Genomic DNA, 13077 nt, shown 5'->3' with positions numbered 1-13077 from the left:
ATTCAGAAAAGCCTTCCTCAAAACCATCAACCCAAAACCCGTTCCAAAAACCACTCTTTCTCGGCAAAACTTGGAGCATCTTCAATTTCTGAGCGAAGTTGCTGTCGGGCAGCCCGATCCCCAGGAGTCAGTTGGCGTAATCGACGGCAGAAGTGGAGCAGTTGCCGGTAGCTTTCACCACGGTAACCCAAATCGTTTTTACGTTGGAGGTACACGCGCAGCTGATCAAGCAAGCTATCCAGCGCATCCCATTCTTCCAGCTCTACGAAAATACGAACCTGCAAACTTTTAGCGCCCAAATACAGAAAAGGCTCCTTGGTATCTACCTGCAAAATTGCACGCAAAGAAGCCTCGTATTCCTCCTGGGCATGGTAAAGTCTGGCCAGATTGAAATAGACCACCGATTCCCGTTCCGGGCCAGGCAGGTCTTTGGCATAGGTCTGGATAAATGTAGCAATACCCGCATAGTTTTCCAGCTTGAGGCCTAGTGCAACGATATTGGTAAACGTACTGCTTGGCAACTGGCCATCTTCCAATAAATACCCACCAGCGAGGCTTTCCTGGTACAAAGCCTGTGTCTCTGCGATAAACTCAGGGCGGCCTTGATTCATGGCACGGATACAAAAATTGATGGCCAATAAGTAGACATCTCTGATTTCTGCCGCCGGGAAGTTGTCTCTAAAATGTTCTAACACGCGGCGCAGACGGCGAAAATCCTCTTCCTCACCACCTTCGGCAATGGCCTGATAGCAGCTGGCGTACATCACAATGGCGGGTACCTTAAACAGCTCTGGGCGATCTTCCAGATCAGCGAGGATCGCATCCAGGTAGCGAATCGAATATTCCTCTTGGTTGGCCAACCAACGGCTATGCGCTAAACAAGCGTGCCTCAATTTCTCAGCCATAAAGAAATGATCCAACTTATCAGTAACTTCCTGCAAGTTGGTTCGCTCTCCCCGCTTGGGGCTGGCAATATAATCGTAGTATTCCAGCTCCAGCTGGTATTCCCACAATAGGTGCCTGGCTTCAGCACGTTGCTCTTTTTTTGCACCTTTCTTTGTCTGCCGGAATACTCGTTCAAAAAAAACAGGCAGCTGTAGCTCACGTAAAGACCGCAATAACGACAACTGCTGCTGGGCCTTGTCTTCCTCAAAATGGCGTATGCTCAGGAAGGATTCTGTAGCAGCCTGCAAACGACTTACAAGTAGGTACCAATCACGCTTATTGAACTTTCGCTGGGGTTTTGCTTTCGCAAAGATCATTTCCTTATCCAGCGGTTTGCCCTTGAGCGACTGCCAGCCTTTGAATAGCGGTGCCAACTCCTTGCTGTTGGAGAAAAACTTACTTTGCAAATACGTCAACAGCTTTTTTTGCGCTCGATTATCTAAAACAGACAGTATTCTAAAGGCAGATGGCTTTGCCATTTTGTAGTTATTTTACACTAAACTATTGATAATAAACCAAATAATAAAAATTAATTATGTTTTTTTCAGAAAGAATGTTCTTTTTTTAACGCCCCACTGATTGCATCTTTGAAAATAAGAAAAACGATCCCCATGATGAAATCACTCCTTACCCTTCTTTTCAGCAGTTTGTTCCTGGTTTTATCGGCCCAGCTCTATCGCGATCAGGTACAAGTCATTCTTGACAATCAATACCTTGCCGATATTCAGTTTGCGGACTTAGATAATGATGGCGATCTGGATTTTATTGGCAACCGCTTTGGATACAATGGCTCTTATCTCGCTTTTTTCAACCAGGACGGTAATGGCAATTTTAGTACACCCGTACCTTTTGGAGATACAACCTGGTGGGGTCTTCCTGAATTGGAGATCAATTTCGCTCTCGGCGACATGGACAATGACGGCGACCAAGATCTCGTGCCGGGAAACATTGCTGCGGGCGCACAACCATTTTGGCCCAACGATGGTAGCGGTAATTTTGCTACTAGTGGGCAACTAAGCACCAGCGATGATGTCTGGGACAATCAGTTTTTTCGGATTGCTGACCTTGACAACGATGGCTTTGAAGACATTCTCATCTTTCGCAGAAATAGCCGCAAGTTTTACCTTAATCGAAACCAGGGCAATGGTCAGGATTTTGTCTACACTCTGCTCTATGATGCTTTCGATGATTTCGCCCCTGAATATCCTTCCGACTTCCTGGTTTTTGATTACGACATGGATGGTGATTTGGACCTCGGTTTCATTTCCTACGATCCCTACATTGAAGACTTCATCAACGAAAACATCTACTTTACCCTTTATGAACAGACCTGTAGTTTATGCTTTACGCAAAAGTCGCGAACGATTGTAGATGACGCCATAAAGTATATCCTGAATGGAAAAGTAAAAGCTACCGACCTCGATGACGATGGTTACCCCGACCTAATTATCAACTACGAAAAATCTGATGAACCAAACCTTGACCGCGACTATTTGCGGTTGCTAAAAAACGACAATGGTACTGGTGATTTCACTCTTGCGCTTCATCAAAATGATGTCCTTGGCGTAACTACAGGCGACTATGATCAGGATGGTGATCAGGATTTGTTTTTAGCAATCGATCTTGACAGCACGAGTACTTCAAGTGGCCATGCACGCTATTTCTGGGAAGAAAATCTTGGAAGCTTTAACTTTCAAGAGAATCATATTGATGACCTTTTCAGTGGCGAATACCTTATCACCCAAGACCTTAACCAAGACAACCAACTCGATCTTATTACCCTCAGAGGCGCCTATACCGGAGCAGTCATTCAGCGGCGCGGCAATCCCGACCTGAGTTTTTCTGCACCTGAGCTTATAAATACCGCAGCCACTAATATTGCTAAACTAGCTACCGAAGACTGGGACAACGATGGTGATTTAGACCTCTATTTCTTCGGGGACGTCTCCCTTTCGGGTGCCCATTTTGATGGAATCTATCGACAAACACAGGCAGCAGATGGCACTTTCGAAGCACCTCAGTTAATGTATAGGCTAGCAGAAGACGGTTACCCCAAAGAGTTTGTAGATTTCAATAACGATGACAAACTAGATGCTATCGGTTTTGAACACATTTATGGCCCTGGCAGTAACCGAAAACTCATTTACACCCTTCAACAAGCAGATGGTAGTTGGGGACCCGGCGTACAAACGGGGCTAGACCTTCCTGAAATTCCTGGTCAATTTATCATCGGTGATTGGGATTACGATGGCGACCAAGATGTGCTCACTAAAAATCATGATGACGAATACTATCTATTGCGCAATGATTTGGCAACTACTAGTCAGTTTACCGCCAGCTTACTCCCTAACCTGGTACTAAGTCCACCCCCACATTTCGATCAGGATCACTGGGCTAGTGATATCAATACGGATGGCTATCTCGACCTTATTGCTCAAACAGAAACCAGTATCCAATGGGCTGCAGGTACGGCTGAACCTTTGACTTTTGCCCCATGGGACACCGTACCGCTCCCTCCAAATGAAGGTCTTTTCGAAATATTCCCTACCGATTGGAACAATGATGGTTATACTGATCTCCTACTAAAAATACGTGTGACCACACCGGCAATAAAAATTGGCGTCTCGTTATTTGATCCTATCGAACAACATTTCGGAGCGCCAATCCTCCTTGCCGACAATGGTAATGTTTCCTCCCAGGGTACTATACTTGATCTCAATCAAGATGGTTACCCCGATTACCTGAGTGGCTTGGGTTTTCGTATTAACCAGTTAAATGGTTCGCTGCTCTCTGCGCCCTATCTTCCCGAGCCAATTGCTTCTGTCACAAGTTATCCCTCATTGCCGGGTGCATTCACTAACAATGCAATACTGGCAACACTTTCCCCAGGCGCAGAACCCAAATTACTCACTGGCCATCGTGAAATCCTGGCCTACCCCCTCGATTTTCTTAGCACCAGTACCCTTAGCGGATTCGTACGCTGGGACACTACCGCACAGTGCCAAACCGATAGCATTCTACCTCCGCTCGAAAACTGGAACCTTAGCCTCACCAGCGATCAACAGGAACTATTGACGACCACTAATGCCATTGGCCAATATGGCTCCGTCTTGCCTGATACGGGTAGTTACCTACTTCAAGTACTTCCTCCCAGCGGTTACTGGGCGGCTTGTCCTGCTGATACCCTTTTGCAAGTGGCCGACCAGCAAAGTACTTACGAGGTAGACTTTGCAGCCGAAGCGCTTGTTGATTGTCCGCTTGTCGTCATTGACCTCAACAGCACCACCATCAGTCAGTGTTTTGGGTCAACCATCAGTATTGGCTATCACAATGTGGGTACAGCCCTGGCTACCGGCGTGGAGATCACCTTGCAGCACGATCCTCTCTTGCTCCCGGTCAGTAGCAACTTGCCCTGGAGTATGGCGACAGATAGCACACTCACTTTTCCCATTGCTGACGTAGCTGTTGGCGAACGTGGTTTTCTCAGCATCCAGTTTGAACCTGTTTGTGAAGAATTAATGCTTGGCGAGGAAGTCTGCTTCGAGGCCAGCATCACCCCTAACGAACTTTGCGATGAAATGCTCCTCAATTGGGACGGCGCCAACCTGGAAGCAAATGTGCTCTGCACAGATGACTCCACAGCCTACCGCATCAGTAATACCGGCGAAGGAGCCACCTCCATGCCCGTCAGTTATCAACTAAGCATCGTCAATGATGATATTATCCTCTACCTGGATGGTACCGTCATCCTGGGGCCGGGCGAATCCGACACCATTCCTCTTCCTCCCGGAGACGATACCTGGTATTTGCAACTCCAGCAAACGGTAGGCCACCCCTACCCCGCTCCCATTGGCTTGTTCACCAACAACTGTAATTCTGATGGCTCACCACATATCCCCGAGTTGTTGCCTACGGGTACTGGCGATCCGTTTCGGGTGGTTCTTTGCCGCGAGGTGGTTGGCCCTTACGATCCAAATGACAAAACCGCTTTGCCGATCGGTTTGACGGAGGCGCATTACATCCAGCGTGAATGGCCACTGGACTACACCATCCAGTTTCAGAACGTAGGGAGTGATCGCGCCCGCAACGTGATTCTTGAAGATACGCTTTCGCCCTACCTGGACCTGAGCACCTTCGCCCCGCTCAGCGCTTCACATGATTACGATTGGCGCATCTCCGATGATCGCATACTAAAAGTGATTTTCACTGATATTAATTTACCCGATAGCACAAGTAATGAAGTCGGTAGTCATGGCTTTTTCAGCTTTCGCATAAAATCAAAATCAGACACCCCTTTTGAAACAAACATCCTCAACTTTGCTGATATTTTCTTTGATTTTAATGCGCCGATCCGTACAGGTACCACGCAACACCGTATCCGCAAGCCACAGCGGTCGGCCAGTATATTCCTGGAACTTTGTAGTGGCGAGGAATATCTCAACCAGGTCATCACAAACGACACCATTCTCCGCGAAACACTGGTCTTTTCTGAGTACGATAGTACGACTTTTTATCACCTTACTGTTTTGTCTAACCCAATCACTACGATCCCTGTAGAATTGGCTGAACCAGACTTATGGGAAGGGATTTTCATCCAACAAGACACGCTCATTCAGCAAGTATTTATTGCCGAAAATGGTTGTGATAGCCTTGTCAATTATGAAATCGACATTCTCACAGCGGTGAATGAATTGGAGGCAAATTTACACTTACAGTTGCACCCTAATCCGGCGGCAAATTCGGCGCAAATACATTGGCGTAGCGGCCAGATTTTGCAGCAGGTGCAAATCATTAATAGTGCGGGACAGGTAGTGCAGGTACTTACTCCCAAAGGAGCAACTGAATCCTTTGACCTCCCTGTTCGACAATTAGTCAACGGCAGCTATCAATTGCGCTTGTTGTTTGAGGATGGACAAATTCGGCGGCGTTTGCAGGTGGTACGTTGATAAGCGGATAGCGCATTATCACCCCAAAACAAACATCCCGAATACTAGCAGTTGCCAATATTCGGGATGTTATTTTTATAGAAAGTTCTATTCCCTTAAATATCTTCTAATACGCCTTTCCATTCACCAGTTACCGTCTTTCCGTCTGACGTAGTAAGGTTGAACGTGACAGTTGTTTCCATACCATCAATGGCAACATCTACGGTGCCAGCTGTAGCGGAAATCGTCGTCCCAGTAAAACTACCAAAGTTATAATCAGTATAAATTTGACTACCAGGAACAATTGAAAATGCGGTACGCGTATCTGACCAATTGTAGGTACCTACTTCCAACCCGGTGGCTGAATTCGTATTCAAGTCGAGGTAAATCAGATCTCCTGTTCCAGTAAGGGAAGAGCCTGATTTTGAAACCCCAGTACTAGCAAGGAAAACATCAAAATCATGCGTACTATTAAAGTTAGCACCTACATCATTTAAGTACCCCTTAGCCAGACTATAAGTGGTGCCATCATAGGTGAATTCGTTTTTCACCGTGGTTCCCATATCGTCATCATCTTTGTTACAACCAGAAAATACGGTAAAAGCAATCATTGCGATTAAAGCAAAAAATAGATTTTTCATCAATGTGTGTTTTTTGAGGACTTTTCCGTCCTTTTTCAAGTTAAAAGTGGAGTATAAATAGGCACCGCTTGATCCACCAATAGTGCCGTTTCGTAGGTTTATGTCAAAAATGTGTGGCGAAGTAAGCACATTGGTGTAATTTTTTTTGAAAAATATTTGATGCTCATCTGTTTACCCACCTCAGGCTTTTCCCTATGTTTGTTGACACAAAACAATCTTATGAAAAACTTCCTCTTTCTTCTTCTCTTGGCGGGTGTACTGATACTAGTAGCTTGTAAAGCCCAAAAGGCCGCGACAGAGGTAAACCCTGAAGATTCTAAATTCGCGCCACTGGATGTCCGCCTACACGACATATGGGTGCTTACTACGATTAATGGGAAAGAACTAGATCGTACCAAACCACGCCCGCGATTAGAGCTCTACCCTAGCGAAGGTCGCATTACAGGCAGCGGAGGCTGCAACGAACTTTTTGGTCAAATGGATGGAATGGGAAAGGAGATCACCTTCCGCAATGTAGGTACCACAAAAATGTTTTGCAGAGATTTAATGGAATTGGAAAACAATTTCCTCACCCTACTCCAGCAGGCTCAAACCTACCGCATCAAAGACTTGAAACTCTATTTATCTGAAGGCAAAAAAGAAATCCTGATCTTCCAAAAAGTCGATTAACGGACGTGTAGATTTTAATTATTTCTTATCACATAGACACATACGTTTTGTTTGTGGGAAAGGCAATAAGAGCTTGACAAAACACACATTAAAGCCGCCCTCTTCTATGTGCCTATGTAATAAAATGCACTCACTATGTGCCTATGTGATAAAAGCCCTACTCCATCATCGTTCAAAAAAATCACCGAATCAACATCACATCGCCCGACAAGGTCTCCGTCAGGCCATCCAGGAATTCGATTTCGGCTTGCCAGAGGTATACACCGGGTTCAAGAAACTTCCCGTTGTTATCCGCTTTTCCGTTCCATCCTGTCTGCTCAAAATTGAGTTCACTATTTGTAGAACTATACACAATACTGCCCCAGCGGCTATAGATCCGCAGATTTCTTATCACACCATAATCCGGGCTTTGCAGGTAAAACCAATCGTTAATACCATCGCGATTAGCTGAAAAGATATTAGGCGCAAAAACCCGCCGGGTGTTGTCTACCACAAAATCTATCAGGCTACTATCCGTACAGGTGCCATTGCTCACCTTGAGGGTATAAATGGTCGTAATTAGCGACCGAGCCAAAGGAGACAGGCAGTCCAAACAACTTAAGGTACTGTCTACTTCTGCCACCCACTCTACAAGCAAAGAATCTCCTAAATTGATCACAGAAGGCGAAAATTGATAAGACTCTCCCAAAAACACCATCACCTCATCTTCTACAAAAAGGTCAATCGGCGTACCTTCCGTAACGGTAAAAAATACGTAGGACGGATCACAACCATCCAAAATAGTCACATTGTAATCGCCTGGTTGAGTAATGGTTCTTATAGAATCCGTAGAGCCGTTATCCCAGAGAAAATTGAAGCCAAAAGGCGCTGCATTTAGATCCAATTCCGCGCGAGCACAAATGATAGTATCCACGTAAAAACTATCGGTTGGCACCCCTAGCACAAAAATAATGGTGCTGTCTACCACTTGGGTATTGGGGTCATCAGAAAGTCGAAATGGGCCTAGCTCCGCCGGAAATCCTTCGATGCGAGCCTGATTGGGGTATTCTCCCGGAGGCAGATCGCCCACTTCTACCAGGATATCAAGCGTATCGGTTCCTACAGGAATGTTCATCCCCGTTATTTTTATCAACTGAGGGTTACCGGTATTCACCAATGATCCACCATAAGGGTTTTGAAGAATTTCTACGGGCGTAAATCCAAGCGGCAAGGTGTCGATAAACGTAATATCATTACGCGAAAAACCTGAAGAATTCTCAATATAAAAGTGATAAATGGCTTCACTACATGGCAACGCTTGGCGTGGTTCCGTTTCGTGGCGCACCTCGATAGTGTACGGACAAGAGGCGTAGGTTACATCGAATTCCACATACACTTCCTGGCAGCCGCCACCCACATTAAGGTAATAGAGCCCCTCTGTATTAACCGTTATTACCTGATCAGAACTCCCCGTATTCCATTCAATATTTGCACCAAACTCACTGGCGTCAAGGTCGAGTTCATTACCAATGCAGGAGAAAAAAGAACGAAAGATACTGTCCTCCTCAATCCTGTTAACATTGACAAACGTAGAATCCCCCGGAGCGAAGGTCTTGAAGTCATCAGAAAGTCGAGTGCTTCCCAAAGCAGCAGGCAGGCCTGTTAGTTTTGCCTGGCTTTTGTATTGTCCACCTGCTATATCATCCAACTCTACCAAAACTACAATACTGTCAATCTCAGGAGAAATACTCATATTATCAATCTGCAAAAAATCACCTCCTATGCCGGTGACGGTACCTCCATAGGGGTTTCTGACAATTGATTGAACATTGAACCCAGCGGGGAAATTGTGTTCAAAATCAACACCCGGCAGGTCGCCTCCTGTACCATTTCCTACCAAATAAGTAAACGCTAATTCCTCACAAGGAAAGAGTGTTTTGGGTGCAGCATCGGCCAATACTTCCAAGCCATAGGGGCACCCCGCCAAATCGGTAATAATGCCTACTGGCCCGGTAATCCGGCGGTTTTCCTGCCCCGTTTCCGGAGGAAGGTCAAAAATAGCCCCAGCTACGCCAAAGGCAGAAGTTCCATAACCATAAATCTTCCCCGAAGCATCAATGTAGACCCCCTGGATTTCGTTCTCAAACAAGGTGACATTATACCCGGTAAACATTAACGTTCCTAAGTTCAGCGATAAAAAGGATTGGTTATTAAAATCATAGGCCCACATATCTCCCGTGTAAGGATGGAAAGCAATATCAAGTAAATTGATGTTTCCGGCAACTGGCAGAATCGTCACGCTGAAGTCGTTCAGGTTGACCCTGGCCAGGTGTTGATCAACGCCATTGAGAGAACCTGTTGTGTACAAAAACTCGCCATCGGGCGTAACCCCTGCAGCTTCATACACCAAGTTATTACCCAAAGCAAGTGCTCCTAAATCCTCCACATCCCCCAAGGCATCAATCCGGTAAAGTCGATGATCCGTTCGCCCCACACCGTAGATCAACTGATCTGTACTTCGGTAACCAATGGCATGAATATCCAAGGTACCCAAGCTATTTATTGGAATTAAGGAAACACTGTTATTGGCCGGATTAATAAAAACGCGACCAAACTCATTAGTGGGCTCGATGATACAATAAACGGTTCCATCACAATCCAATGGTTCCTGTGCAAGCAGGCTGGCCGCAAAAAAACAAACGAAGTTTACTACTAAGAACCAATGCTTCATTGGGGTTATTTTAACTCAACGACAAGTATAAACATGCACTAAGAAAGCTAATATAAGCGAATAATAAGACCTTAAAGCAATCAGCCCTTACCTCTTTAAAGAAGTAAGGGCTGATGAAAGCGTTCTTGAACCAACCATATTACCTGCAATCAAAGATAAACCCTTTGAATACAAAGGAATAATCGCCTAGTATCCCAATATTTCTAACATACTCTCCGGCGATTGTTCTTCCCGGTAAAGGGTAGAGACAAGGTTTCCTTCTTTATCCCGATCTATAAGAATATGTTTGGGCGAAGGAATCAGGCAGTGTTTAATACCTCCGTAACCAGAGATATTATCCTGGTAAGCGCCCGTGTGGAAAAAGCCTAGGTAAAGGGGCTCCTTCTCCTTTGTAGGATCAATGATGGGTAAATATACCTGGCTTTCGTGAATTTCAGAATTATAATAATCGGAGTTATCACAGGTCAATCCGCCGATGTTCACCCGGCGGTATTCGTTATTCCATTTATTGATAGGCAATAGAACAAAGCGTTCTCCTATTCCCCAGGCGTCGGGCAGACAAGTCATCAACGAACCGTCGATCATGTACCACATTTCCGAATCGTTCTGCTGTTTCTGTGCCAATACACTGAAGACAGTAGCGGTACTTTCACCAACCGTGTATTTTCCAAATTCGGTAAAAATATCAGGCTCAGGAACGTCCGCTTCTTCACATGCTACCAGGATATTATTCACAATCTCCCGCACCATGTATTTATAATCGAATTCAAAACCAAGGCTATTACGAATAGGCATTCCTCCGCCAATGTTGATGGCGTGAAGTTCTTCGTTGTGTTGCCAAAGTTCGCAGTAGATCTTGAGGGCTTTACGTAATTCTCCCCAGTAGTACAAGCTGTCTTTGATCCCCGTATCAACGAAAAAGTGGAGCAGCTTCAGTTTAAACTTGGGGTTATTCTTGACTTTTTCTTCGTAAAAAGGCACTACTTCTGCCGCCCGGATACCCAATCGTGAGGTATAGAATTCAAAATTAGGTTCTTCCTCTGTAGCTACTCGAATGCCCAAATTGCATTTGCCTTCAACGTGTGCAGAATAATAATCAACTTCCTCTTTGTTGTCACAAACAGGAATTACGTTTTCAAAACCATCGTTGATAAGGCCTACAATCCTTTCCAGGTAGCGTTGAGGCTTAAAGCCATTACAAACAATAGTAGCTTTTTTGTCAATCTTGCCCTTTTCATAAAGCTTACGAATAAGGTCAACATCAAAGGCGGAAGAGGTTTCTAGATTTACACCTTGCTCCAATACCTCATCAAGGACGTAACTAAAATGATTACTTTTTGTACAATAGCAGTATTGATATTTACCGGCATACCCCAGCGATCGCATAGCGCGGTTGAAGAGATTACGCGCGCGTTTGATCTGGGTGCCAATTTTAGGCAAATAAGTTACCTTAAAAGGAGTACCATATTTTTCAATCAAATGAATGAGAGGAATACCGTGAAATTCAAGATAGTTATCCTCAAACTCAAAACCTTCCTGAGGGAAGTAGAAGGTTTGGTCAATTAGGTCGGAATATTTGTTAGCCACGGGCAGGCAATCTAGCTTTGTGATGAAATATGCTGGAATCCAGCAAGTCAGAAACGCCGCAAAAGTACGATTAGTTGATTAATTCTGTCATTACAAATGTTATTCATTCTGCTTCCTTGAAGATAATAATTATGTTTGCCCCCAAAATATACCATAATGGAACAATTGGATGCGCTAAACCAGGTGGCAGACTTTCATCGCACCTTCAAACACCCTATTGAAAAGACCCCTCTAATACCGGCTCCCGCACGTTGTCAGTTACGGGTTTCTCTTTTGCAAGAAGAGCTACAGGAACTCGAAGACGCCATCGCTGCAAATGATTTGGTAGAAGTAGCTGATGCCCTCTGCGATATTCAGTATGTGCTTTCTGGTGCTGTCCTTGAATTCGGTTTAGGTGATAAATTCCGTGAGCTTTTCGACGAAGTTCAACGCTCTAACATGAGTAAAACCTGTGCTACTGAAGCCGAAGCCGAAGCAACCGCCGAACACTACCGCAAAAAAGGCACCCAATGCTACATCCAACAATCGGGTGATCATTGGTTGGTATACCGCGAAGGCGATAACAAAACGCTGAAATCTATCAACTACTCACCAGCCGATATTGCTGGATTACTATCCCAGTAACAACAAACACAATGTCCAAAAAGCCTGCACCCGTTGTTCTTTTCCTCGCTCCTACAGAACCCGTGCTATGGGAGCGCCTGACTGCCTTGGGGTATGATTGTCGAGATATGCAGGAGGCACCCGAAGATCAGGTTTTTGCTGCTTTGCCACAAGCTTTCGGTATCGTCATCCGTAGCCGTTTTAATATTGACAGGAAGTTCCTGGATGCCGCAACGCAGCTCGTCTTTGTTGCTCGTTCTGGGGTAGGCGTCGAGCATATTGATTTGGATTATGCGGCCCAGCGTAACATCACTGTTTTCACCTCTCCGGAAGGTAGCCGTGATGCCGTAGGTGAGCACACCATTGGTTTGTTGCTTATGCTTATGAACCACCTGGCTCGGGCCGACCGCCAAGTACGACGGGGCGAATGGATCAGGGGAGGTAACCGTGGCCATGAAATAAAGGGTAAAACAGTAGGGATCATTGGCTATGGCAACATGGGGCAGGCTTTTGCCCGCCGCTTACAAGGTTTCAGTTGTAAAGTCATTGCCTACGATAAGTTCAAAACCGATTATGGCGATGAATACGCCAGTGCCGTAAGCTTAGAAGAATTAAAAGAACAGGCGCACATCCTTAGTTTGCACATTCCTTACCTGCCCGAAAACCACCACCTGGTAGATGCAGCATACCTTGCGGGCTTCCAACATCCTATTTGGTTGGTAAATACCGCTCGCGGGCTGGTTGTAAAGACCGACGATCTCGTACAAGCCCTTGATGACGGCCGGGTAAGCGGTGCCGCACTAGATGTGATCGAGTACGAAGATCAATCTTTTGTACACCTCGATCCAAAGCTACAGCCGGCAGCCTTCCACCGTTTGCTGGAGCTGCCCAACGTGGTGCTAAACCCACACATAGCAGGCTGGTCGTACGAGGCCGAAGAAGGCCACGCGCAAACCTTGACTGATAAAATTGAGAAAACCTACGGACAACAGTAACC

The 13077-nt window shown here is 45.5% G+C and carries 8 protein-coding genes; 4 read left to right on the top strand and 4 right to left on the bottom strand.

The window, feature by feature from the left end; genetic code table 11:
- Window positions 1-26: 26 nt before the first annotated feature.
- Entirely contained in the window at window positions 27-1424 is a 1398-nt protein-coding gene (locus tag A3EU_RS0124125) for a hypothetical protein (protein WP_020538769.1), read from the bottom strand.
- A 132-nt stretch (window positions 1425-1556) separates the two neighbouring features.
- On the opposite strand from A3EU_RS0124125, the gene A3EU_RS0124120 reads away from it, so the two are divergent.
- Window positions 1557-5891 carry a T9SS type A sorting domain-containing protein gene (locus A3EU_RS0124120; RefSeq protein WP_020538768.1) on the top strand — a complete coding sequence of 1445 codons (4335 nt, stop codon included), beginning with the start codon at window positions 1557-1559 and terminating at the stop codon, window positions 5889-5891.
- A 95-nt stretch (window positions 5892-5986) separates the two neighbouring features.
- Here the strand turns inward: A3EU_RS0124120 and A3EU_RS0124115 are convergent, their stop codons facing one another.
- Window positions 5987-6511 carry a hypothetical protein gene (locus A3EU_RS0124115; RefSeq protein WP_020538767.1) on the bottom strand — a complete coding sequence of 175 codons (525 nt, stop codon included), beginning with the start codon at window positions 6509-6511 and terminating at the stop codon, window positions 5987-5989.
- Between the two features lie 219 nt (window positions 6512-6730).
- Between A3EU_RS0124115 and A3EU_RS31665 the strand changes: the two genes are divergently transcribed.
- Entirely contained in the window at window positions 6731-7180 is a 450-nt protein-coding gene (locus tag A3EU_RS31665) for an META domain-containing protein (RefSeq protein ID WP_052331335.1), read from the top strand.
- 181 nt (window positions 7181-7361) lie between these two features.
- On the opposite strand, the gene A3EU_RS0124105 is transcribed toward A3EU_RS31665, so the two are convergent.
- Both A3EU_RS0124105 and A3EU_RS0124100 read right to left on the bottom strand, forming a co-directional pair.
- Complete coding sequence (locus A3EU_RS0124105) at window positions 7362-9890, bottom strand: T9SS type B sorting domain-containing protein (protein ID WP_020538765.1); 2529 nt, start codon at window positions 9888-9890, stop codon at window positions 7362-7364.
- A gap of 186 nt (window positions 9891-10076) precedes the next feature.
- Window positions 10077-11477 (bottom strand): type III PLP-dependent enzyme domain-containing protein, encoded by a 1401-nt coding sequence (locus A3EU_RS0124100; protein WP_020538764.1) that lies wholly within the window; start codon window positions 11475-11477, stop codon window positions 10077-10079.
- A 156-nt stretch (window positions 11478-11633) separates the two neighbouring features.
- On the opposite strand from A3EU_RS0124100, the gene A3EU_RS0124095 reads away from it, so the two are divergent.
- Both A3EU_RS0124095 and A3EU_RS0124090 read left to right on the top strand, forming a co-directional pair.
- Window positions 11634-12101: a pyrophosphohydrolase domain-containing protein gene (locus A3EU_RS0124095; protein ID WP_020538763.1), complete on the top strand. Its 468-nt coding sequence runs from the start codon at window positions 11634-11636 to the stop codon at window positions 12099-12101.
- Window positions 12102-12112: 11 nt separating this feature from the next.
- Window positions 12113-13075 carry an NAD(P)-dependent oxidoreductase gene (locus A3EU_RS0124090; protein WP_020538762.1) on the top strand — a complete coding sequence of 321 codons (963 nt, stop codon included), beginning with the start codon at window positions 12113-12115 and terminating at the stop codon, window positions 13073-13075.
- Window positions 13076-13077: the final 2 nt, after the last annotated feature.

The organism is Lewinella cohaerens DSM 23179, from assembly GCF_000379805.1.
Classification (GTDB): Bacteria; Bacteroidota; Bacteroidia; order Chitinophagales; family Saprospiraceae; genus Lewinella; species Lewinella cohaerens.
The sequence above is the reverse complement of the archived record's forward strand: the minus strand, read 5'-3'. Positions and strand labels throughout refer to the sequence as shown.

Excerpts from the sequence above, each read along its gene's own strand:
- A3EU_RS0124125 (WP_020538769.1), bottom strand. The coding sequence starts at position 1,424 with ATGGCAAAGCCATCTGCCTTTAGAATACTGTCTGTTTTAGATAATCGA.
- A3EU_RS0124120 (WP_020538768.1), top strand. The coding sequence starts at position 1,557 with ATGATGAAATCACTCCTTACCCTTCTTTTCAGCAGTTTGTTCCTGGTT.
- A3EU_RS0124115 (WP_020538767.1), bottom strand. The coding sequence starts at position 6,511 with ATGAAAAATCTATTTTTTGCTTTAATCGCAATGATTGCTTTTACCGTA.
- A3EU_RS31665 (WP_052331335.1), top strand. The coding sequence starts at position 6,731 with ATGAAAAACTTCCTCTTTCTTCTTCTCTTGGCGGGTGTACTGATACTA.
- A3EU_RS0124105 (WP_020538765.1), bottom strand. The coding sequence starts at position 9,890 with ATGAAGCATTGGTTCTTAGTAGTAAACTTCGTTTGTTTTTTTGCGGCC.
- A3EU_RS0124095 (WP_020538763.1), top strand. The coding sequence starts at position 11,634 with ATGGAACAATTGGATGCGCTAAACCAGGTGGCAGACTTTCATCGCACC.
- A3EU_RS0124090 (WP_020538762.1), top strand. The coding sequence starts at position 12,113 with ATGTCCAAAAAGCCTGCACCCGTTGTTCTTTTCCTCGCTCCTACAGAA.